Below are 24,562 nucleotides of genomic sequence, written 5' to 3'. Positions count from 1 at the left end.
CCGGCTGGGCCTGCTCTCAGGAGACCGGCTGGGCCTGCTTCTCCAGGTGCAGCGGCAGCGCCTGCACGCCGTAGACGATGGACAGCTTCCGGAACGACAGCTCCTCCGGCTCGACGGCCAGGCTCATCTCGGGGAAGCGGCGGACGAGCGCGGGAAGCGCGGCGCGCAGCTCCATGCGTCCCAGCTCGGCGCCGATGCAGCGGTGGATGCCGTGTCCGAAGGCGAGGTGGGACGGGCCCGCGCGGTGCGGGTCGAAGCGCTCCATGTCCGGGCCCAGCGCCTCGTCCCGGTTGGCTCCGCTCAGCGAGCAGAGCACGAAGTCACCACGGGAGATCCGGGTGCCGGATATCTCCATGTCCTCCTTGGCGAAGCGCGGGAAGGCCACCTGGACGACGGTCAGATAGCGCAGCAGCTCCTCCACGAAGCCGTCGACGTCGGCGTCCTCCTCGCACAGCGCCGCGAAGTGCTCGGGGTGCTGGAGCAGCACGATGGTGCCCAGCGCCAGCATGCTCGCGGTGGTCTCCAGGCCGCCGGTCAGCACGCCGTCGGCCAGCCCCGTGAGTTCCTCGTCGTCGATGGCGTCGCCGTGTTCGCGCACGATCATGCCCAGCAGCCCGTCTCCCGGGTTCTCGCGCTGCTTCTTGACGATGTCCCGCAGGTAGGACAGCGAGTCCGATATCACCCCGAAGGGCGCGCCGGCCCCGCCGAACAGGTCGAACCGGGCCGTGCTCAGCCGCTGGAACTCCTCGCGGTCCTCGTAGGGCACGCCCAGCAGCTCGCATATGACGAGGGAGGGGATGGGGAAGGCGAACTCCTGCACCAGGTCCACCGGCCCCTCGGCCGCCGCCATCGCGTCGAGGCGCTCCTCCACCAGGGAGTGGATGCGCGGTGTCAGCCTGTTCAGGCGGCGCATCGTGAACTCCGGGGTGAGCAGGCGCCGCAGCCGGGTGTGGTTCGGTGGGTCACTCATGCCGAGGCCGCCCGGGTTCTGCTGCGCCGAAATCCCGGCATTTCCCGCGAGATTGGCGAAATCCGTACTGAAGTCACCGGCCTTGCCGAGTATCGCCTTGCATTCGGCGTGTCCGGTGACAAGCCAGCCATTCATGCCGAAAGGCAGAGAAAGCTTGCTGATCGGTTCCTTGGCGCGCCGAGCGGCCAGCGCGGGCACGGGGCTGACGCCCTCGCGGCGCAGCGGCATGAGCGTCGACTCCGGCAAGAACGACATCTTGGACAGGTCCAGGCCGTTTCGCTGAAGTCGCGAAAAGTATTTGCGCCCGAGCCAGGCGACGATGTTGGAGCGGAGATTCGACATGGCGCAATATTGCCTGCCGTCGGCCGCGCTCCCCACCACGCGATGGTGACGATCGCGTGGGATGCGCCACACAGCGCGTATTCGGGCGCGGTTCGCCTCCGGCCGTCCGTACGACAGTCGCTGTCCACCGAACGGAGGACACGAGTCCGCCTGGTCGGTCGTCCCGGCGCGGCCCCTGGCCGCGGAACGCTGGAGGCATGAACGAGACAGCGGTACGCGTACGGGGGCTGCGCAAGACGTATGGCGACTTCGCCGCCGTCAACGGCCTCGACCTGGACATCGCCCGCGGCGAGGTCTTCGGACTGCTCGGCCCCAACGGCGCGGGCAAGAGCACCACCGTGGAGATCCTGGAGGGCCACCGCAGCCGGGACGCCGGCGAGGTCTCGGTGCTGGGCGAGGACCCGGGCCAGGCCAACCGCCGCTGGCGGTCCCGGATCGGGATCGTCTGGCAGAACGAGGTCACCCCCAGCGAGCTGACCGTGGCCGAGACCATCCGCCACTTCGCCGGCTACTACCCCGACCCGCGCGACCCCGACGAGGTCATCGAACTGGTGGGGCTGACCGAGAAGGCGAAGGCCCGGGTGGCCGGACTCTCCGGCGGCCAGCGCCGCCGCGTCGACGTCGCCCTCGGCGTCATCGGCAACCCCGAGCTGCTCTTCCTCGACGAGCCCACCACCGGCTTCGACCCGGCCGCCCGCCGCCAGTTCTGGGACCTCATCCGGCTGCTCGCCGACGGCGGCACCACGATCGTCCTCACCTCCCACTACCTCGACGAGGTCGAGGCGCTGGCCGACCGGCTCGCCGTCGTCGTCAAGGGACGCGTCGTCGCCGTCGGCGACCCGGCCACCCTCGGCGGCCGCGCCCACGCCAAGGCCACCGTCTCGTGGACCGGCCCCGACGGCCGCCACGAGCACCTCACCGACACCCCCACCGGCGTGGTGACCGAGCTGTCCAACTACTTCGGCGGCGAAGTCCCCGAGCTCAGCGTCACCCGGCCGTCCCTGGAAGACATCTACCTCAGCCTGATCGAGCAGGAGACAGCGGCATGAGCCAGACCACAGCCGACGCCCAGGCCCCCGCCGCGGCGCGTCGCCCCGAAGGTTCGCTGCCCGGCGCCTTCCGGCTCGGACTGCTGCGCGGCGGCATCGAGATCAAGCAGTTCTTCCGCGCCCGCGAGGCCGTGGTCTTCACCTTCGCGCTGCCCGCCGTGCTGATGTGCCTGTTCGCCTCCATCTTCAAGGACAAGGTCGACGGCACCGACATCACCGTCTCGCAGCTGTACGTCTCCGCGATGCTCGGCGCCGGCCTGATGGCCACCAGCTTCCAGTCGCTGGGCATCAGCATCGCCACCGAGCGCGACGAGGGCGTGCTGCGCCGGCTGCGCGGCACGCCGATGCCGCGCAGCGCCTACTTCCTGGGCAAGCTGTGGCTGGTCCTGGTCAGCGGGATCGCCGAGACGGTCCTGCTGATGGCCGTCGGCGTGACGCTGTTCGACCTCAAGCTGCCCACCGACCCGGCCAAGTGGCTGACCTTCGGCTGGGTGTTCCTGCTGGGCCTGACCGCCTGCTCGCTGCTGGGCATCGCCGTCAGCAGCGTGCCGCGCACCGCCAAGAGCGCCACCGCCGTGATCACCCTGCCGTTCCTGGTGCTCCAGTTCATCTCCGGCGTCTACATCGCCATCGACAGCATCTCCGGCTGGATGCTGACGGTGGGCTCCTTCTTCCCGCTGAAGTGGATGTGCCAAGGTTTCCGTGGAGTCTTCCTCCCCGACCAGGCGAAGGTCCTGGAGCAGGCGGGAGACTGGGAGTACGGCCGGATCGCTCTGGTGCTGGCCGCTTGGTGCATCGGAGGACTGGTCCTGTGCCTGACGACCTTCCGCTGGAAGAGCCGGCGCGACGGATGACAGCACCCGAGTACAACGCGCGGGGCGTGCACGTGTGGCAGCGCGAGGCACGCCGATGGGACCTGTATTTCGGCGTCGTGCTGGTCGTCACCGAGATCTTCCTGGGCCTGTCCGACAGCCCGCGCCACAGCCAGCGGCTGGTCGCCGCCGCGCTGGTGCTGCTCGCCCTGCCGCTGTACCTCTTCCTGGGCCGTCCGGCGATGCGCAACGACCCGGAGAACTCGCCGCGGACCATGGTCTACATCGGCGGCGCCGCGGTGCTCTTCGTCCCCGCGGCGGTGCTCGACCAGGAGGCGACCATCGCGATGTTCGCGCTGGGGCCGCAGTGCTTCATGCTGCTGAGCATCCGCCGGGCGATGCTGACACTGCTGGCGATCAACCTGACCCCGCTGATCGGCTGGAGCGCCCTGTGGCACGACCAGTACCAGCGGCTGTTGCAGGTCACCGTGTTGACCGTGCTCATCACCGCCTTCTCCCTGGCCTTCGGCAGCTGGATCCAGCGCATCGTCGACCAGAGCCGGGACCGCGCCGAGCTGATCCGGCAGCTGGACGAGAGCCGGGACGAGGTGGCCCGGCTGTCCGTCGCCCACGGGGCGCTGAGCGAACGGGAGCGACTGGCCCGGGAGATCCACGACACCCTCGCCCAGGGCTTCACCAGCCTGGTCATGCTCAGCCAGGCGGTGGAGTCCGAGCTCGACCACGACCTCGAACAGGCCCGTCGCCACGTCGAGCTGATCAAGCAGACCGCCCGGGAGAACCTCGCCGAGTCCCGCACCCTGGTCGCAGCCCTCAGCCCCGCCCAGCTGGACTCCGCCTCCCTGGAGGAGGCGGTGCGCCGGCTCGTCGAGCGGCTGCCCGAGGAGCTCGGCGTCGCCGTCACCGTCCATGTCGAGGGCACGCCCAGGCGGCTGCCGCCGGCCGTGGAGGTGGTCGCGCTGCGCACCTGCCAGGAGGCGCTGGCCAACATCCGCAAGCACGCGCACGCCAGTGAGGTCGCGGTCGCCCTCGCCTACACCGCCGACGGCCTGGAGCTCACGGTCGTCGACGACGGCCGCGGCTTCGACCCGGCCGCCCGCAGCGGCGGTTACGGGCTGCCCGGCATGCGCGCCCGCGCCGCGGAGATCGGCGGCACGGCCGAAGTGGTCAGCGCGCCGGGCGAGGGCACCGCGCTGACCATCCGGCTGCCGGTGGCCGCGTGCTCCGACGGCTCCGCCATCCTTGACCCGACACCCGCAACGGAGCTGGAGACCGCCCGATGATCCGCATTCTGCTCGTCGACGACCATCCGGTGGTCCGGGAGGGCGTGCGCGGCATGCTCAACGCCGAGCCCGACCTGGAGGTCGTCGGGGAGGCGTCCTCCGGCCCGGAGGGCGTCGTGATGTGCGGGCAGCTGCTGCCGGACATCGTCCTGATGGACCTGCGGATGCCGGGCGGTGACGGCGTCGACGCCACGGGGAGGATCCTCGCCGCCCACCCCGGCATGCGGGTGGTCGTGCTGACCACGTACGAGACCGACCGGGACATCCTGCGCGCGGTGGAGGCGGGCGCGGCCGGCTACCTGCTCAAGGACGCCTCGCGCGGGGAACTGGCCGACTCGGTGCGCGCCGCCGCCCGCGGGGAGACGGTGCTCGCGCCCTCCGTCGCCGCGAAGGTCCTCTCCCGGCTGCGTGGCGGCGAGCCGGAGCGGCCCCAGCTGTCGGACCGCGAGCTGGAGGTGCTCCGGCTGGTCGCCAAGGGGCACACCAACGCCGAGATCGGGCGCCGGCTGTTCATCAGCGACACCACGGTCAAGACGCACCTGCTGCGGGCCTTCGGCAAACTCGGCGTCTCCGACCGCACCGCCGCGGTCACCCGCGCCATGCAGTACGGGCTGCTGACCCCGGGAGCCTGACTCCCGGGAGCCTGACCCCCGGGGCCCCTTGCGCGGCCGGTCCGGGCCCGGGGCCCGACAGGCCGCGCGCTCCCGGCCTCTCCGTCAGGAACTCGGCGCGGCCGCCGTCCAGCCCTCGGCCATGGCCAGCCGCGGGGCGCCGTAGTCCCCGTCCTTGAGCCGCAGCGGCAGGTCGGAGCGCCGGTCGACGTTGAGCTTCCGGTAGACCCGGGTCAGGTGCTGCTCCACCGTGCTCACCGTGATGTACAGCTTGCGCCCTATCTCCCGGTTCGTATGGCCCATCGCCGCGAGCGCCGCGACCCGGCGCTCGGCGTCGCTGAGCGACTCGGAGTCGTCGACGGTGGCATCGGACTCCGGGGCGGCCGGATTGTCGGCCGCGTCGTGCGTGGACAGCAGCCGCTGGCAGAGCTGCTCGGCACCGCAGTCCTGGGCGACCTGCATGGCACGCCGCCCCATCATGCGCGCCCGGTTGAACTCCCCCAGGTGGTGGTCGGTCCGGCTGAGGTCGGCGAGCGCGCACACCAGCTGCACCCGGTCGCCGGACTCCTGCAGCAGGTCGACGGCCTCGCGCAGCAGCAGCGGCCGCTGCTTGAGGTCACGTGCCGAGGCCAGCACCCGCAGGCTCACCCCGCGGGTACGGGGGCCGTCCGCGCCCGCCATGGCCAGCTGCTCGGTCACCAGCTCGCGGGCCGCCTCGCGCCTGCCCAGGCTGAGGTGGACCTGCGCGCTGTCGCTGCGCCAGGGCACCAGCGCGGGCAGGTCGAGATTCCACTCGCGCATCAGCTCGCCGCAGCGCTGGAAGTCCGCCAGCGCCGCCTGCAGCCGGTTGGTGGCCAGGTAGTGGTGGCCGCGGGCGTGCAGGTACTTGAGGGCGAACCGGCTCTGGAACATGGCCTTGGGCACCACCCGCCGGACCAGTTGGGCCACGTCCTCGTGCTTGCCCATCGAGGTCTGGGCGAGCATCAGCACCGCGAGCGGGTAGCCGATGGCCACACCCCAGCTGTTCGGGGAGATCAGCCGCAGCGCGTCACGGGCCCAGCGCTCGGCGGTGGGCAGGTCGCCCTGGCGCAGCGCGATCTCCGCGCGGGCCCCGCTGAGCAGCGCCTCCCAGGTGGTGGCGCGCCGGGCCCGTGCCTCGCCGAGGAAGACGTGGCACCAGGGGGCGGCCTTGTCGGGCCGGTCGGCGTGGATGAGCGCGCACAGCGCGGACATCACCGAGGCCAGGGTGCCGTCGGAGAGGGTGCAGCTGGCGAGGACCTGCTCGGCCCAGCCGATGGCCTCCTCGTTGGGGCCGTCGGTGAGGACGGAGGTGAGCGCGGCGCAGGCGGTGAGGCCGGAGTGGCTGGGCACGGACGCGAGCCCGGCGCCCCGGCCGTCCGGCCCGGGACGCTCGGTGCACTGGGCGGCGGCCGCGCCGGCGAGCCGGTCCAGCATGGGCGAGGGGCCCAGGTACAGCCACGGTTGCAGGCTCTGGAGCTCGGCGACGATCTGCGGATCGGAGGTGCCGGCCGACTCGTGGAGCCACTCCAGGGTCTCCCGGGCTTCCTCGGTCCTGCCCTGCCAGAGCAGGAACCGGGTCACGGTGACCGCGTCGGCGGCGTCGAGGTGGCCGGCGAGCAGGGCCTGGCGCAGCGGGGCGAGGTGCCGGGCGGCGGCCGAAGGCTGGATGCGCCACTGCAGCCGGGCGAGGGTCATGGTGAGTTGCGCCTGGTGCTGTTCGTCGGCGCAGTTGCGCTGCGCCAGCTCCAGGCATTCCAGGGCGAAGTCCACCCGGTCCTCGGCCAGTGCCTGCCCGGCGGCGTCCTGGAGGACGCCGACGGCCCACTGGCCCTGGATCTGCCCAGCGGCCACGAAGTGTTCGGCGACACCGGTCGCGGCGATACCGTTGTCATGCAGGAGCTGGGCGGCGTGCAGATGCATCTGGACGCGGTGCTCCAGCTCCATGGTGTCCAGGACCGCGGTGTTCACCGCCGGGTGCCGGAAGCGGCCCTCCTTGAGCAGTCCGGACCGGGTGAGGGTGTCCACGACCTGGGCGACGGGCTCGGGCTTCCGGCCGATCAGCCGGCTGAGCATCGCGGGGGTCGACCACTCGCCCAGCATCGCCAGCCCCCGGGCGACCTCGATGGTGCTGCGGTCCCAGCGGTACAGGCAGGCGAAGACGGCCTGGCGGAACGATTCCCCAGTGAGCGGCTTGCTGGACAGGGTGTCCGAGCCGCCGGAGAGCCGGACCATGCCGTCCTCGGCCAGGCCGCGCAGCAGCAGCGGGTTGCCGCCGCTGACGTCGTGGTAGGCGCGGGCGAGCTGTCCGGCGGTCGCCTCGTCGAGGTACTCGCCGAGCACGTCGGCGACACCGGCTTCGGAGAGCGGTTGCAGCTGGAGGCGTTGGCAGTTGGGCCGGCGCAGCAGTTCGGCGCGGAAGGCGGGGTGGCTGGGCTGGGAGACGGCCCACTCGTTGAGGATCACCAGCAGCCGGCCGGAGTTCAGCCGGCGCAGCAGGTAGAGCAGGATCTGCAGGGAGGGACCGTCGGCGTACTGGACGTCGTCGATGCCGAGGACCACGGTGCGGTCGGCGGAGAGGGTGAGCAGTGCCGCGCACAGGCCCCGGGCGAGGCGGGCGGCCGTCTGCTTCATGGTGACCGGTTCGTGGTCGGGGGAGGGGCTGGGGGCGGGGACGGCGTCCTCGCTCAGCAGGGTGTTCACCTGCTCGACGATGGGCGCGGGGAGTGCGGGGTTGCAGAAGAGCTGTCCGATGACGCCCAGCGGGAGGTTCCGCTCGGCGTGCGAGCCGCTCGCCGTGAGCAGCAGTGCCCCGGAGTCGACGGCTTCCTCGGCGAACTTGTGCAGTAGTTCGGTCTTGCCGCTGGCCACCGCTCCGGTGACCAGCACGACCTGCGATCTGCCCTGGTCGCACTGCGCGAAGATGTCGCGCAAGCGGCCCATTTCGTAACATCGCTCGGCGAATGGCATCAAGATTCCCCCTTGCAAAAGCGTCAGCCCCGGCCGCTCTTGCCAAATTTTTTGCAACTTTTGAACCGCCATTTACATGTGCCTGGTGAGCGGCGACACATGCAAGCCGGGTCCCGCAAACTTATCTCATCGGCCGGGCAATTCAATTTGCGCCTACCTGGCTCAAAAAGAAATCCACCCGATGCCACTCAGGGTTAACCTAACGCCCCGTCAAGTAACTGCGCCGTCCGAGGCCGTCCGGCTTCCCCGGTGCCATCTGACGCGAAAAAGCCGGAAGGTGGTTGCGTGATCTCTCACACAACCACCTTCCGTGGATGCCGGGCACAGCCGGGCGGTCAACCCTTCGCGGACGCCGCCCCATTGCTCCGGATGAACGCCGCCACCGCTGAAGGTGTCGAGTGCGTGAAGATGTCCGGCAGCCGGATCTGAGCCCCGCTCATCTCCTCGATGCGCTGTACCAGCAGTACCCCGAGCAGCGAATGCCCGCCGTGCGTGAAGAAGTTGCTCTCCGCGGTGATGTCACCCCGGCCGAGCACCTTCTGCCACAGCGCGATCAGCTCGGCGACGAGTTCGTCCTCGTGATCCGCCGGCGCGTTCGCCTCCGCCTTGGGGGCATCCGCACGGCGCTGCGCCGCGATGCGTGTCAATTCGGGGTAATCCACCTTCTGGCTGACATTGGTCGGAAGCGTCTGAAGCACCACGAACTCCTGCGGCACCGAAGCCCGCGGCAGCCGCTCGGCCGCGTAACTCCACAGCGACTCGGTCACCGCCTCGCCCGCCGCCGACTCCACGAAGGCGACCAGCACCGCGTCCGCGCCCGTGCCCACGACGACCACGGCACACGCCCGCACCTGGGGATGACCGCCGAGCACCGCCTCCAGCTCGCCGAGCTCGATCCGCACCCCGCGCAGCTTGATCTGCCGGTCCGAGCGCCCCAGCACCTCCAGGGTGCCGTCGGCCAGCCAGCGCGCCCGGTCACCGGTGCGGTAGAAGCGGCCGAAGGAAGCGTGCTCGCCGAAGCGCTCCCCCGTCAGCTCGGGCCGGTCGTGGTAGCCCGCGGCCACCCCGCCGCCGGCGATGCACAGCTCGCCGGGGACCAGCAGCGGCAGCTCGCGCCCCTCGGGGTCGGCCACGAACACCTGGGTGTCACGGATCGGCCGGCCGGCACTGACACGCTGAAGAGCGGGATCGTCCAGCAGCCCCGAGGTCGACCAGATCGTGGTCTCCGTCGGCCCGTAGACGTTCCGCAGCACACAGCCGGTGGCGATCAGGTCCCGGGCCAGCGCGGCCGGCAGCGGTTCGCCGCCGCACAGCACGTTCCGGCCCGCGAGCACCTCGCCGGCGCCCTCCAGCACCAGCCGCCAAGTGGTCGGCGTCGCCTGCACGGTGCGCACCTCGTGCCGCTCCAGCAGCGACGCCAGGACGGCGCCGTCGGTGCGCGCCTCGTCCGGGGCCACCACCACACGCCCGCCCGACACCAGCGGCAGGAACAGCTCCAGCGCCGAGATGTCGAACGTGAACGTGGTCAGCCACAGCGTGCTCTCGCCCGCGGCCGCCGCCAGCTCGCCACGGAAGTGCTCGACCAGATTGGCCAGGTTGCCATGGGTGAGCCGGGTGCCCTTCGGCAGACCGGTGGAGCCCGAGGTGTAGATCAGGTACGCCAGGTCGTCCACCCCGGCGCCGATCGCCCCGGCGTCCGCCGAGGTCCCGTCGCCCGGTGCGTCCTCGATGGCGGCCATCGGCGCGACGATCACCCCGGACGGGGCCGGCACGGTCACCCCGGGGGCGTGCAGCACCGCCCGCGCCCCGGAATCCTCCAGCTGGTAGGCGACCCGCCGCTCCGGGTGCTCGGGGTCGACCGGCAGATAGGCGGCGCCCGCGAGCCACACACCGAACACCGCCGCCGCCAGCTCCGCGCTCCGCGAAGCCGCCACCGCCACCACGTCGCCGGAGCCGATCCCGGCCTCGGCCAACTGCCGTGCGGTCCGCGCGGCCGCGTCCCACACCTGCGCGTAGGTCACCGCACGCTCGCCGTCCAGCACGGCGACGGCCTCCGGCGCGGTACGCACCCGCTCGGCGAAGGCGGCCGGCACCCGGGGCGCACGCTCCGCCTCCGGCTGCCCGGTCCGGTTCGCCGCCCCGATCACCTCGCGGTCGGCCTGGGACCAGACCGGGAGCTCACCGACCGGCCGGTCCAGATCCTCGGCGACCGCCAGCAGCAGCGCCTCGTACCGCTGGATCAGCAGCTCCACCTCGTCCCGGTCGAACGCCCCGGTGTGGTAGGCGGTCCGGATCCGGATGCCGTCCTCCGACGGCAGGATGAAGAACTCCAGGTCGAACTTGCTGAACCCGTTCTCGACGGTGAGGAAGCGCGCCGTCATCCCCTCGAAGTCGAACGACGGCACCTCCACCCCGGGCACGTAGTTGAACACGTGCTGGAAGAGGGTGTTCCGCCACGAGCCGGCGCGGTCCACCTCCAGCAGCAGCGAGTCGACCGGCACATCGGCGGCCGAGATCGAGTTCATGAAGGCACTGCGGGCGGTCCGCACCAGCTTGCCGAAGCCCTGCGCCGGATCGACCTTGGCGCGCACCGGGACCACGTTGACGTGGTAGCCGATGGCCGCCGCGTCCTCGGGCCCGCGGCTGTTCACCGGAGAGCCGACGACCAGGTCGGGACCGGCACCGTGCCGCGCCAGCAGCAGGTAGTACGCGGCGAGCAGGACGACCGCCTCCGGCGCCCGCAGATCCTTCTGCAGCCGCCGCACCACCTCAACGGCCTCGGCGGACAGCATCCGCACCACCGTGTCACCGACCAGGTCCGGGTGGTCACCGGCCTCCGAACCCAGCCACAACCGCGGCTGCACCGCGTCGAAATCGCGCAGCTGCTTCCGCCAGAACTTCAGGCTCCGCTCGGTCGGTTCCGGATCCGAGGCGGCCGCGACGACCCCGCGCAGCGACTCCTCGACCTCACCGCCGGCGGCGAACGCCCGGTACGCCGCCGCGAACTCCATGAAGAGCGTCGTCGTCGAGATGGTGTCGAACACCAGGTGGTGCAGGGCGACGCAGAACACGTCCCCCTGCTCACCGTGGAACAACCGGGCCCGCACCAGCGGCTCGCCGTCCATCGCGAACGGCGCGCCCACATACGCGGTGAGCACCGCGTCCAGCCCGTCACCGCGCTGCGCGTCGCCGGGCAGCTCCGCCTCGGTCAGCAGGACCTTCACGCCCTCGGCGTCCAGCACCCGCTTGGACAGCCCGGAGTCCGCGCCGGTGAACACCGTGCGCAGCACCTCGTGCCGGCGCACCAGGAAGGTCAGCGCCTCCTGCACGGCCGAGGGCAGCAGCCGGCCGTCGACCTCGAAGGCGAGGCAGAGGTTGTTCACCCCGGTGCCGGGCACGAAGCGCTCCAGCAGCCACAGCGCTTCCTCTTTGCGACTCGCGGCTGTCACGGCCGCCGTCATGCGGTCCGGCCCAGCAGCTCGGTCACGGCCCGCGCGCACTCGGCGCTGCTCAGCAGGTCGGCGTGGTGCACATCGAGCCGCAGCTCCTCGCCGACCAGACCGGCCCGCTCGGAGGCGGACACCAGGTTCAGGCCGCTGGTCGGAGTCGAGGAGCTGATCGCGGTGGCCCGCTTCCAGCCCGGCCGCGGATCCAGCTGGGCGCCGGCGACCAGGTAGCGCGCGAAGGAGTTGAACACCTCGATCAGGCCCGCCCCGTGCTTGGGGTCGATGCCCGCCTTGGCGAAGCCCTCGTCACCGATCTTGCGGTAGAGCCCGCTCACGGCCTCCAGCAGCATCTCGATGTCGTGGCCGTTCTCCGCGTACACCCGCTGGGCGCCGGCGTGCATCCGGGCCGCCTCCTCCGGCGAGAAGAACACGGAGAAGCGGTCGATGGCCCGCACGAACTGCGTGTGCAGCGTCAGCGCGGTCGGCACCTCGGGGTCGAACATGATGATGACGGGCGCCTCGTCCTGCCACTCGGCGATCCGGTCGGTCAGCGCACCGACGAAGGCCGCCCCCGCGCAGTAGCTCAGCACCGCGCGGACCCGGAGCTTGCTCTCCCGGACTCCGTCGAGCCAGCGCTCCAGGTACTCCTGGCCGGACACCCGGCCCTCCCCACCGGCCGGCGGGAGGGTTTCCCAGACCGCCAGCGAGGGGTCGAGCAGCGGGGCGAAGTCGACGAAACCGGCCTCTCCCCGACCGGACATCGGGAAATCGGCGGCCAGCACGACATCGCCGGAGCTGCCGTTGTTATGCACTCTCCATCCATCGAGATCCTGCATAACTCCCCTTTTCTCAATCGGGCGCGGCTGCATAAGAATTGAGTAGCCAGGGTAGGGAGACGGAAAGAGCGCCCGGCACCCCTAGTACGCCCCTGATGTCCCCCTATCTGCGCACCCGTGAGCCGTTATGGCCGTATCCCCGCACCTCAGGAGCGGACAAGGTGCCTGACTAGGGGGCGTTCAGGGGCGTACTAGGGGTTGGTGCACATCATGGCTCCCCTTACCGTTGCCGCTGATTCTTTAAACGCGTTCTGAATGAGCGTCATCAGCTTTATATGAATGCTCGGCGGTGGGGGCTTAGGTGTCGGACGGGTCGAACGAGAAGAAGCTCCTCGACTACCTGAAGCGAGCGACGACGGATCTGCGTGAGGCGCGTAAGCGGCTCCGCGAGGTCGAGGACCGGCACCGCGAGCCGATCGCCATCGTCTCCATGGCCTGCCGCTTCCCCGGCGGCGTCCGCACCCCCGAAGAACTCTGGTCTCTTCTCGCGGCGGGCGGCGACGCCACCTCCGAATTCCCCACCAACCGCGGCTGGGACGTCGAAGGACTCTACGACCCGGACCCGGACAAGCCCGGCACGACCTACTCGATCGAGGGCGGGTTCCTCCACGACGCCGCCGACTTCGACGCGGACTTCTTCGGCATCTCCCCGCGCGAGGCGCTGGCCATGGACCCCCAGCAGCGGCTGCTGCTGGAGACCTCCTGGGAAGCCTTCGAGCGTGCTGGGCTCGATCCGGCCTCGATGCGCGGCAGAGCCATCGGTGTGTTCGCCGGCGTGATGTACCACGACTACGCCGCCCGCCTGCAGAGCGTGCCGGCCGACGCCGACGGCTACCTCGGCAACGGCAGCGCCGGCAGCATCGCCTCCGGCCGCGTCGCCTACACCCTGGGCCTGGAAGGCCCGGCGGTCACCGTCGACACCGCCTGCTCGTCCTCGCTGGTCGCGCTCCACTGGGCGATCCAGGCGCTGCGGCAGGGCGAGTGCGAGATGGCGCTCGCCGGCGGCGTCACCGTGATGTCCACCCCCGACACCTTCGTGGAGTTCAGCCGGCAGCGCGGCCTGTCCCCGGACGGCCGCTGCAAGGCGTTCGCGGCCGCGGCGGACGGCACCGGCTGGGGCGAGGGCGCCGGCATGCTGCTGGTCGAGCGGCTGTCGGACGCCCGCCGCAACGGCCACCCCGTGCTGGCCGTGGTCCGTGGCACGGCGATCAACCAGGACGGCGCCAGCAGCGCGCTCACCGCGCCGAACGGCCCGTCCCAGCAGCGCGTCATCCGCCAGGCGCTGGCCAACGCCCGCGTCTCGGCGGCCGACGTCGACGTGGTCGAGGCGCACGGCACCGGCACCCGGCTCGGCGATCCGATCGAGGCCCAGGCGCTGCTGGCCACCTACGGCCAGGACCGGGGCGAGGGCGGCGAGCCGCTGTGGCTCGGCTCGCTGAAGTCCAACCTCGGTCACACCCAGGCGGCGGCGGGTGCCGCTGGTGTGATCAAGATGGTCATGGCGATGCGGCACGGCCTGCTGCCCAAGACCCTGCACGTCGACGAGCCCACACCGCAGGTCGACTGGACCGAGGGCGCCGTCGAGCTGCTGACCGAACCACGCGAGTGGCAGCCGACGGGCGAGCGCCCGCGCCGGGCGGGTGTCTCCTCGTTCGGCATCAGCGGGACGAACGCGCACGTGATTCTGGAGCAGGCGCCGGAGGTTGAGGCTGAGCCTGCTGCGGAGGGCGGTGTCGAGCTGCCCGTGGTGCCGTGGCTGGTGTCGGGCAAGACGCCGGAGGCGCTGGCGGCGCAGGTCGAGCGGATCCGCGAGGCCGGGGCAGAGCTGAACCCGCTGGATGTCGGCTTCTCGCTGGTGTCGGGCCGGACGTCGTTCGACCACCGGGCGGTTGTGGTCGGCTCCGAGGTCGTCTCGGGCCGGGTGCTCGGCGGCAAGCTCGCGGTGCTCTTCACGGGCCAGGGCGCCCAGCGGGTCGGCATGGGCCGCGAGCTGCGGGACGCCTTCCCGGTGTTTGCTTCCGCTTTCGATGAGGCGTGCGCGGCGCTGGGGTTGGAGCCGGCGGTGCTGGACGACGCCGAGAAGCTGGACCAGACCCAGTACACGCAGAGTGCGCTGTTCGCCGTTGAGGTGGCGCTCTTCCGGCTCGTCGAGTCGTGGGGCGTTCGTCCGGACTTCGTCGGCGGGCACTCGATCGGCGAGCTGGCCGCCGCGCATGTTGCCGGGGTGCTGTCGCTTCAGGACGCGGGCAAGCTGGTCGCCGCCCGTGGCCGTCTGATGCAGGCGCTGCCGACCGGTGGTGCGATGGTCTCGCTCCAGGCGTCGGAGGACGAGGTCCGTCCGCTGCTGGCCGATGGTGTGGATATCGCGGCGGTCAACGGCCCCAAGGCCGTGGTGATTTCCGGAGACGAAGAAGCGGTTCTCGCTGTCGCGGCGCGATTTGAGAAGTCGAAGCGACTGACCGTCTCGCACGCCTTCCATTCCTTCCGTATGGACGGGATGCTCGACGACTTCCGCAAGGTCGCGGAATCGCTGACCTTCCAGGCACCGAAGATTTCGATGACCGGGGAGGTGACTTCGGCTGAATATTGGGTGCGGCATGTCCGTGAGGCGGTTCGTTTCCGCGACGAGATCCAGACCCTGCACGCCGAGGGTGTGCGTACCTTCCTGGAGTTGGGCCCCGGCGGGGTCCTGACCGCCATGGCTCAGGACTGCCTGCCGGACGACGACGGCGTGGCGTTCATCGCGGCTCTGCGCAAGAACAAGTCCGAGCCGGAGGCCGTGGTCTCCGCTCTCGGCCGGGTCCACATCACCGGCAAGGCGGTCGACTGGTCGGCGTTCTTCGCCGGGACCGGCGCCCAGCGCGTCGACCTGCCCACGTACGCCTTCCAGCGCCGGCACTACTGGCTCGACGCCCCGACGGCCACGGGGAACCCGCTGCTGGACGCGGGTGTGGCCGTGCCGGAGGGGCATCTCTTCACCGGCCGGCTGTCGTTGCGGACACAGCCCTGGCTGGCCGATCACGCGGTCTCCGGTGTCGTGCTGCTGCCGGGTGCCGCCTTCGTGGAGCTGGCGGTCCGGGCCGCTGACCAGGTCGGCTGCGACCTCGTCGAGGAACTGACCCTGGAAGCACCGCTGGTCCTGCCCGAGCAGGGCGAGGTGGAGCTGCGCGTCCTGGTCTCCGAGCCGGAAGAGACCGGGCGGCACACGATGAGTGTGCATGCGCGGTTCGGGGACGAGCCGTGGACGCGGCACGCCACCGGTGTGCTGACCACGGGCGCCCCGGAGCCGGAAGGCAGGCCGGAGCAGTGGCCGCCGGCCGGGGCCGAGGCCGTCGCCGTCGACGGGCTGTACGAGCGGCTTGCCGCGGCCGGGCTGGAGTACGGGCCGGTCTTCCAGGGGCTGACGGCCGCCTGGCGCAAGGGCGATGAGGTCTTCGCCGAGGTCGCCCTGGACGAGGACGCGGACGGTGCGGCGTTCGGGCTGCATCCGGCGCTGCTGGACGCCACGCTGCACGCCATCGGAGTGGCCGCCGGCGCGGACTCCGAGCAGGCCGAGCTGCCGTTCGCCTGGAGCGGTGTCGCGCTGCACGCGACGGGCGCCACCGCCCTGCGGGTGACGGTCTCGCCCACGGACAACGGAGTGTCGCTCGCGCTCGCGGACGCCACCGGCGCCCCGGTCGCCTCCATCGATTCCCTCGTGCTGCGCCCGGTCGACGGCGACCAGCTGCGCCGGTCCCGCTCGCAGGTCGCCGACGCGCTGTACGCGCTGGACTGGGCGGCCGTGGCGCTGCCTGACGCGGCGGCGGACGCCCCCGACTTCGAGGTGCTGTCCTTCCTGCCGTCCGACGACAACCGCGCTGCCGACGTGGTCTCGGCCGTGCACGACGCGGCGCACCGGCTGCTGTCCTCGGTGCAGGACCGGCTGGCCGTCGAGGACACCTCCGCGACATCGACCCTGGTGGTGCTCACCCAGGGTGCGGTGGCCGCCGGATCCGCAGTGGACGCCGCCGTGGACGCCACGGTGGACGCTGTCGTGGATCTGGAGCACGCCGCGCTGTGGGGCCTGGTCCGTTCGGCCCAGGCCGAGAACCCCGGCCGCATCGTCCTGGTCGATGTGGACACCGATCCGGAGTCGCTGGCCGCGCTGGAGCGCGCGGTGGCCTCCGGCCAGCCGGAGCTGGCGCTGCGGGGCGGGGAAGCGTTCGCGCCGCGCCTGTCGAAGGCGGCGCTGACGACGTCGGAGCAGCCGCGGCCCTGGGGCGCTGAGGGCACCGTCCTGGTGACCGGCGGCACCGGCGGGCTGGGCGCGCTGGTGGCCCGTCATCTGGTGGCCGAGCACGGGGTGCGGCATCTGCTGCTGACCAGCCGGCGCGGGGCGGACGCCCCCGGCGCGGTCGGGCTGCGGGACGAACTCGCCGGGCTGGGCGCCGAGGTCACGGTCGCCGCCTGTGACGTGGCCGACCGTGAGGCGCTGGCCGCGTTGCTGGGCTCGGTGCCTGCCGAGCGTCCGCTGGCCGGTGTCGTGCACACCGCCGGTGTGCTGGATGACGGTGTCATCGGCGCGCTGACCCCGGAGCGTCTGGACACCGTCTTCCGGCCGAAGGTGGACGCCGCGCTGCATCTGCACGAGCTCACCCGCGAGATGGACCTGACGGCGTTCGTGCTCTTCTCCTCCGCGGCCGGTGTGCTCGGCAGCGCCGGGCAGGGCAACTACGCCGCCGCCAACACCTTCCTGGACGCGCTGGCCGAGTACCGGCGCGCGGCCGGGCTGCCCGCCGTCTCCCTGGCCTGGGGTGCGTGGGCCCGAACCGGTGGCATGCTCGGCGAGCTCTCCGCCGCCGACACCGAGCGGATGACCCGCGAGGGGTATGTGCCGCTGTCCGACGAGGACGGGCTGGCGCTCTTCGACGCCGCCGTCGCCGGGACGGGCGGCGCGGGGGACTCGCTGCTGGTGCCGCTGCGCCTGGACCGCGCCGCGCTCGCGGCGGCCCCGGCGGGCGTGCCGCACAAGCTCCGGGGGTTGCTGCGCACCCCGGTCCGGCGCGCGGCGAACGCCGGGCCGGAGGCCGGCGGCGCGCTGCCCCAGCGTCTGCTGCGGCTGCCGGAAGGTGAGCGTGCGGCGGAGCTGCTGGCCCTGGTGCGTACCGAGGTGGCGGCGGTGCTGGGCTACGCCGGACCGGGCGATGTGGCGGCCGGCCGGCCCTTCCAGGAGCTGGGCTTCGACTCGCTCACCGCGCTGGAACTGCGCAACCGGCTGGGAGCGGCCGCCGGGCTGCGCCTGCCCGCGACCCTGATCTTCGACTACCCGACGCCCACGGCGCTCTCCGACCACCTGCGTACCGAACTCCTCGGCGAGGAGCAGGCTGTGGCGGTGGCCGCGGCCCCGGCGCGGGCCGTCGATGACGACCCGATCGCGATCGTGGGGATGAGCTGCCGGTTCCCGGGCGGGGTGTCCTCGCCGGAGGAGTTGTGGGAGCTGCTGGCCTCGGGCGGGGACGCGATCAGCGACTTCCCCACCGACCGAGGCTGGGACATCGACGGTCTCTACGACCCCGACCCGGACAAGCCCGGCAAGACCTACTCCCGCTCGGGCGGCTTCCTGCACGACGCCGCCGACTTCGACCCGACGTTCTTCGGGATTTCGCCGCGTGAGGCGGTGGCGATCGATCCGCAGCATCGGTTGTTGCTGGAGGCGTCGTGGGAGGCGCTGGAGCGTGCGGGGATCGATCCGGTTTCGGTGCGGGGTTCGCGGACGGGTGTGTTCGCGGGGGTGATGTACCACGACTACGGGGTGGTGGTGGATCAGGCCGCGGAGCAGGTGGAGGGTTTCCTCGGCACTGGCGGGAGTATCGCCTCTGGTCGGGTGTCGTATGCGTTCGGGTTCGAGGGCCCGGCGGTGACGGTGGATACGGCGTGTTCGTCGTCGTTGGTGGGTTTGCATCTGGCGGTGCAGGCGTTGCGTCAGGGTGAGTGTGATCTGGCGCTTGCCGGTGGTGTGACGGTGATGGCGACGCCGGAGATCTTCGTCGGGTTCTCGCGTCAGCGGGGGTTGTCGGCGGATGGGCGTTGTAAGGCGTTCGCGGCCGGGGCGGATGGCACCGGTTGGGGTGAGGGTGTCGGCATGCTGCTGGTGGAGCGGCTGTCGGACGCCCGTCGCAACGGTCATCCGGTGCTGGCGGTGGTGCGTGGTACGGCGATCAACCAGGACGGTGCGAGCAATGGTCTGACCGCGCCCAACGGCCCGTCCCAGCAGCGCGTCATCCGCCAGGCCCTCTCCACCGCCGGCCTTGTTCCCGGGGACATCGACGCTGTGGAGGCGCACGGTACCGGCACCCCGCTGGGTGACCCGATCGAGGCCCAGGCGCTGCTGGCCACCTACGGCCAGGACCGCGGTGAGGCCGGCGAGCCGCTGTGGCTGGGCTCGATCAAGTCGAACCTGGGTCACACGCAGGCGGCCGCGGGTGCCGCTGGTGTGATCAAGATGGTCATGGCGATGCGGCACGGCATGCTGCCCAAGACCCTGCACGTCGATGCGCCCTCGCCGCACGTGGACTGGTCGGCCGGTGCGGTGGAACTGCTCACCGACGCGCGCCAGTGGCCCTCGGAGCTCGCGCGGCCGCGTCGCGCGGGCGTGTCGTCGTTCGGCATCAGCGGCACCAACGCCCATGTGATCATCGAGCAGGCCCCGGAGGCCGAGGCCCCGGCCGCCGGTGAGATCGAGCTGCCGGTCGTGCCGTGGGTGCTCTCCGGCAAGACCCCCGAGGCGCTGCGGGCCCAGGCCGAGCGCCTGCACGGCGCGGTCGCCGAACTGGACGCGACGGACGTCGGCTTCTCGCTGGCCACCGGCCGGGCCGCCTTCGAGCACCGGGCCGTGATCGTCGGCTCCCGCCCGCAGGACTACCTCCGTGGCCTGGCCGCACTGGCCAAGGGCAAGCCCGTCCTGGGCACCGCGGTCGGCGTGGCCCGGGACGACGCCGGTCTCGCCGTGCTCTTCACCGGCCAGGGCGCGCAGCGCGCCGGCATGGGCCGTGAACTGTACGCCACCTTCCCGGTCTTCGCGGCCGCCTTCGACGAGGCGTGCGCGGCCCTCGGGCTGGACGTCGAGGTCTTCGGACAGGCTGAGCTGCTCGAGCAGACCCAGCACACCCAGGCCGCGCTGTTCGCCGTCGAGGTGGCGCTCTTCCGGCTGGTCGAGTCCTGGGGCGTCAAGCCGGACTTCGTGGCCGGGCACTCCGTCGGCGAGCTGGCCGCCGCGCACGTGGCCGGGGTGCTGTCGCTGGCGGACGCGGCCAAGCTGGTCGCCGCGCGCGGCCGGCTGATGCAGGCGCTGCCGGCCGGCGGCGCGATGGTCTCGCTCCAGGCCGCCGAGGACGAGGTCCGTCCGCTGCTGACCGACGGCGTGGACATCGCCGCGATCAACGGCCCGAACTCGGTCGTGGTCTCCGGTGACGAGGACGCCGTAATCGGGCTGGCCGGGCACTTCCAGTCCCTGGGCCGGAAGACCAAGCGGCTGACCGTCTCGCACGCCTTCCACTCCTTCCGTATGGACGGGATGCTCGAGGACTTCCGCGAGGTCGCGGAGGGGCTCACCTTCCAGGCCCCGCGCATTCCGGTGGTCTCGAACGTCACCGGCCGGGCGGCCACCGACGAGGAGCTGTGCTCGCCCGACTACTGGGTGCGCCATGTCCGTCAGGCCGTCCGCTTCGGCGACGGCATCCGGACCCTGCACGCCGAGGGCGTCCGCACCTTCCTGGAGCTGGGCCCCGACGCGGTGCTCACCGCCATGGCCCAGGACTGCCTGCCCGACGCCGACGACGTCGCCTTCGTCTCCGCGCTCCGCCGCGGCCGGCCGGAGATCCAGACGGCCGGTGCGGCGCTGGGCCGACTCCACGTCCAGGGCGCCGCGGTGGAGTGGACGGCGTTCTTCGCGGGCACCGGCGCCCGCCGCGTCGACCTGCCCACCTACGCCTTCCAGCGCCGCCGCTACTGGCCGAACCGCTCGACGTCGACCGGCGACGTGTCCTCCGCCGGGCTCGCCGGCACGGACCACCCGCTGCTGGGCGCGGCGGTCGCGCTGCCGGACGGCTGGGTCCTCACCGGCCGGCTGTCGCTGCAGTCGCACGGCTGGCTGGCCGACCACGCGGTGCTGGGCACCGTCCTGCTGCCCGCGACCGCCTTCGTCGACCTCGCCATCGAGGCCGCCGACCGGGTCGGCTGCGAGCTGCTCGACGAACTGACCCTGGAGACTCCGCTGGTCCTGCCGGAGCGCGGGGCGGTGCAGCTGCGGGTCACCGTCGGCGAGGCCGACGACTCGGGCCGCCGCGGCCTGACCGTGCACTCCCGCCCGGAGGGCGCGGCGGAGGAACTGCCGTGGTCCCGGCACGCCTCCGGCGTCCTGGCCTCGGGCGCGAAGCCGACCGAGAAGCCGAACCCGGCGCCGGGCACCTGGCCGCCCGCCGGGGCGGAGCCGGTACCGGTCGACGGTCTCTACGACCACCTCGCCGTGCGGGGACTGGAGTACGGGCCGTCCTTCCAGGGGCTGACCGCCGCCTGGCGCAAGGACGGGACGATCTACGCCGAGGTGTCCCTGCCGGAGGGCGTGGAGGCCGGAACCTTCGGCCTCAACCCCGCGCTGCTGGACGCCGCCCTGCACGCGATCGAGATCGCGGACCCCGACGCCGAGCAGGCCGAGCTCCCCTTCGCCTGGAGCGGCGTGACCCTGCACGCCTCCGGCGCCACGGCGCTGCGGGTCACCATCCGGGCCGCGGCCGACGGCAAGGGGATGTCCCTGGACCTCGCCGACTCCGCCGGAGCCCCGGTCGCCACCGTCGACTCGCTGCTGCTGCGGCAGGTCACCCGCGACCAGCTCGGCGGCGCACGGGCGGGCGACTCGCTGTTCCGCCTGGAGTGGACCGCGCTGGACGTGACCGCACCGGCCACCACTGACGCGGGCGCGGGCACTGACGCGGGCGCGGCGGACGGTACCGCGCGCTGGTTCGTGCTCGGTGCCGACGACGCACCCCTGCCCACGCGGCTCCGCCAGGCCGACGCCCAGGTGGAGACGTACGCCGACCTCGCCGCGCTCAGCGCGCGCGGCGGCCAGGCGCCCGGCCTCGTCCTGGCGCCCTGCCTGCCCGTCGCCGACGCGGCGGACGCGGTGCACACCGAGACGCATCGGGTGCTCGGCCTGCTCCAGGCATGGCTGGGTGCGGAGGAGTTCGCCTCCTCCCGGCTCGCGGTGGTGACCGACTCCGCGACCCTGGCGCACGCCGCCATCGCCGGCCTGGTGCGCTCCGCGCAGTCCGAACACCCGGACCGCTTCCTCCTCATCGAGCTCGACGAGTCGGCCGAGTCCTGTCGGGCCCTGCCGGCCGCGGTCGCCTCCGGTGAGCCGCAGCTCGCGGTGGGTCGGGGCGTCGTCTCCGTCCCCCGGCTCGCGCGGGCCGCCGACGCGGCCGGTGCGGCCGCGGCGGGCCAGACGCGGACCTGGGGCGCCGAGGGCACCGTCCTGGTGACCGGCGGCACCGGTGGCCTGGGCGCGCTGGTGGCCCGCCATCTGGTGGCCGAGCACGGAGTGCGGCACCTGCTGCTGACCAGCCGCCGCGGCGCCGAGGCCCCCGGCGCGGCCGAGCTGCGCGAAGAACTCGCCGCGGCCGGTGCCGAGGTGACCCTCGCCGCCTGCGACGTGGCCGACCGCGACGCGCTGGCCGCACTGCTCGCCAAGGTGCCGGCCGAACAGCCGCTGACCGGTGTGGTGCACGCGGCCGGCGTGCTGGACGACGGCCTGCTCGGTTCGCTGACGCCCGAGCGGGTGGACGCGGTCCTGCGCCCCAAGGTGGACGCCGCCTGGCACCTGCACGAGCTCACCCGCGAAATGGACCTGAGCGCGTTCGTCCTCTTCTCCTCCGCGGCCGGCGTGCTCGGCAACCTCGGCCAGGCCAACTACGCGGCCGCCAACGCCTTCCTGGACGCCCTGGCGACACATCGCCGGACCGCCGGCCTGGCCGGCGTCTCGCTGGCCTGGGGCCTGTGGCTGCGGGACGGCGGCATGGCCGGTGAGCTGGGCCAGGCGGACATCGACCGCATGACCCGCGAGGGATTCGCCCCGCTGTCCGACGAGGAGGGCCTGGCCCTGCTCGACGCCGCCATCCGGATCGGCTCGGCCGGAACCGCGGACACCGCCGATGGCGTCGCCGTGCTCGTGCCGATCCATCTGAACACCCGGGCCCTGGCCGCCGCCGGGGGCGAGGTGCCCCCGATGCTGCGCGGCCTGGTGCGCACCCCTGCGCGGCGTGCGGCCGCGACGGGCACCGGCACCGACGCGGCCGGCTCTGCCGCCCTGCGCCAGACGCTGCTCGCGCTGCCGGAGCCGGAGCGCAAGGCGGCCCTGGTGGACCTGGTGCGTGGACACGTCGCCGCCGTGCTCGACTACGAGTCGGCCGCCGATGTGGACCCGCTGCGGTCGTTCAGCGACATCGGCTTCGACTCGCTCACCGGCGTCGAGCTCCGCAACCGGCTCAGCGCGGCCACCGAGCTGCGGCTGTCCGCGGGGCTGGTCTTCGACTACCCGACGGCGGACGCGCTCGCGGACCACCTGCGAGCCGAGATCCTCGGCGACGAGCAGGCCACCGCCGAGGTCGCGGTGCCGGTCCGGCCAACCGAGGACGACCCGATCGCCATCGTCGGCATGAGCTGCCGCTACCCCGGCGGGGTGTCCTCGCCGGAGGAGCTGTGGCAGCTGCTGCTCGCCGGGGGCGACGCGATCAGCGACTTCCCCACCGACCGCGGCTGGGACATCGAGGCGCTCTACCACCCGGACCCCGACCACCGGGGCACGACCTACACCCGGTCGGGCGGCTTCCTGCACAACGCCGCCCAGTTCGACCCGTCCTTCTTCGGCATCAGCCCGCGCGAGGCGGCGGCCATGGACCCGCAGCACCGCCTGCTGCTGGAGGCGTCCTGGGAGGCGTTCGAGCGGGCCGGCATCGACCCGGTGTCGGTGCGCGGTAGCCGTACCGGCGTCTTCGCCGGTGTGATGTACAACGACTACGACTTCCTGGTGCAGCAGGCCGGCGACCGGGTGGACGGGTTCCTCGGCACCGGCGGCAGCATCGCCTCCGGCCGGGTCGCCTACACCCTGGGCCTGGAGGGCCCGGCGGTCACGGTGGACACCGCCTGTTCGTCGTCGCTGGTCGCGCTCCACTGGGCGATCCAGGCGCTGCGGCAGGGCGAGTGCGAGATGGCGCTCGTCGGCGGTGTGACCGTCATGGCGACACCGGAGACGTTCATCGACTTCTCCCGGCAGCGGGGGCTCTCGACGGACGGCCGCTGCAAGGCGTTCGGCGCCGGTGCGGACGGTACGGGCTGGGGCGAGGGTGTCGGCATGCTCGTCGTCGAGCGGCTGTCGGACGCCCGACGCAACGGCCACCAGGTGCTGGCCGTCGTGAAGGGCTCGGCTATCAACCAGGACGGTGCGAGCAACGGGCTCACCGCGCCGAACGGCCCGTCCCAGCAGCGCGTCATCCGCCAGGCGCTGGCCGGAGCCGGTCTGGCACCGGGTGATGTGGACGCGGTCGAGGCCCATGGCACGGGCACGTCACTCGGCGACCCGATCGAGGCGCAGGCCCTGCTGGCCACCTACGGCCAGGAGCGCGGTGAGGGCGGCGAGCCGCTGTGGCTGGGCTCCATCAAGTCGAACCTGGGTCACACGCAGGCGGCCGCTGGTGTCGCCGGTGTGATCAAGATGGTCATGGCGATGCGGCACGGGCTGCTGCCCAAGACGCTGCACGTCGATGAGGTGTCGCCGCATGTGGAGTGGTCGGCCGGGGCTGTTGAGCTGCTGGCCGAGGCACGCGAGTGGCCGCAGCTGGGCGAGCGTCCGCGCCGGGCGGGTGTGTCCTCGTTCGGCATCAGCGGGACGAACGCGCATGTGATTCTGGAGCAGGCGCCGGAGGTTGAGGCCCAGCCTGCTGCGAGCGGTGTTGAGCTGCCGGTGGTGCCGTGGCTGGTCTCCGCGAAGAGCGAGGCGGCGCTGGCGGCGCAGGTCGAGCGGGTGCGGGAAGCCGGTTCTGGGCTGAGCCCGGTGGATGTCGGGTTCTCGCTGGCGACCGGCCGGGCGTCGTTCGAGCACCGGGCGGTTGTTGTCGGCTCCGAGGTCGTCTCGGGCCGGGTGCTCGGCGGCAAGCTGGCGGTGCTCTTTACCGGCCA

8 protein-coding genes and 1 pseudogene are annotated in these 24,562 nt (G+C 72.3%); 5 read left to right on the top strand and 4 right to left on the bottom strand.

What is annotated here, in order from left to right:
- Nucleotides 1–16 precede the first annotated feature (16 nt).
- A complete protein-coding gene (locus AC4BDD_RS13620; protein WP_490691266.1) occupies nt 17–1,312 on the bottom strand; it encodes a cytochrome P450 in 1,296 nt (431 codons plus the stop codon).
- Between the two features lie 197 nt (nt 1,313–1,509).
- Between AC4BDD_RS13620 and AC4BDD_RS13615 the strand changes: the two genes are divergently transcribed.
- From AC4BDD_RS13615 to AC4BDD_RS13600, 4 genes are read left to right on the top strand one after another with little or no spacing between them, the layout of a single operon-like run.
- On the top strand, nt 1,510–2,361 hold the full coding sequence (locus AC4BDD_RS13615) for an ABC transporter ATP-binding protein (RefSeq protein WP_490691265.1): 852 nt from the start codon (nt 1,510–1,512) through the stop codon (nt 2,359–2,361).
- Nucleotides 2,358–3,215, top strand: a complete 858-nt coding sequence (locus tag AC4BDD_RS13610; RefSeq protein WP_490691264.1) for an ABC transporter permease — start codon at nt 2,358–2,360, stop codon at nt 3,213–3,215. The genes AC4BDD_RS13615 and AC4BDD_RS13610 overlap by 4 nt, the downstream gene beginning before the upstream one ends.
- Nucleotides 3,212–4,474 carry a sensor histidine kinase gene (locus AC4BDD_RS13605; protein WP_490691263.1) on the top strand — a complete coding sequence of 421 codons (1,263 nt, stop codon included), beginning with the start codon at nt 3,212–3,214 and terminating at the stop codon, nt 4,472–4,474. Before AC4BDD_RS13610 ends, AC4BDD_RS13605 begins: the two co-directional genes overlap by 4 nt.
- Nucleotides 4,471–5,106 carry a response regulator gene (locus AC4BDD_RS13600; RefSeq protein ID WP_490691262.1) on the top strand — a complete coding sequence of 212 codons (636 nt, stop codon included), beginning with the start codon at nt 4,471–4,473 and terminating at the stop codon, nt 5,104–5,106. Before AC4BDD_RS13605 ends, AC4BDD_RS13600 begins: the two co-directional genes overlap by 4 nt.
- Before the next feature lie 84 nt (nt 5,107–5,190).
- On the opposite strand, the gene AC4BDD_RS13595 is transcribed toward AC4BDD_RS13600, so the two are convergent.
- The 3 genes from AC4BDD_RS13595 to AC4BDD_RS13585 all read right to left on the bottom strand — a co-directional run bounded on the left by AC4BDD_RS13595 (nt 5,191) and on the right by AC4BDD_RS13585 (nt 12,331).
- Nucleotides 5,191–8,037, bottom strand: coding sequence for a helix-turn-helix transcriptional regulator (locus AC4BDD_RS13595; protein WP_490691261.1), 2,847 nt, complete (start codon nt 8,035–8,037; stop codon nt 5,191–5,193).
- Between the two features lie 371 nt (nt 8,038–8,408).
- Entirely contained in the window at nt 8,409–11,522 is a 3,114-nt protein-coding gene (locus AC4BDD_RS13590; protein WP_490691260.1) for a non-ribosomal peptide synthetase, read from the bottom strand.
- 8 nt (nt 11,523–11,530) lie between these two features.
- On the bottom strand, nt 11,531–12,331 hold the full coding sequence (locus tag AC4BDD_RS13585) for a hypothetical protein (protein WP_490691259.1): 801 nt from the start codon (nt 12,329–12,331) through the stop codon (nt 11,531–11,533).
- Nucleotides 12,332–12,695: 364 nt separating this feature from the next.
- On the opposite strand from AC4BDD_RS13585, the pseudogene AC4BDD_RS13580 reads away from it, so the two are divergent.
- Nucleotides 12,696–24,437, top strand: a pseudogene (locus AC4BDD_RS13580) (SDR family NAD(P)-dependent oxidoreductase); the annotation flags it as partial.
- Nucleotides 24,438–24,562: the final 125 nt, after the last annotated feature.

It is taken from the genome of Streptomyces sp. JLBT605 (assembly GCF_058215555.1).
This window is presented reverse-complemented; position numbering and strand designations above follow the sequence as displayed.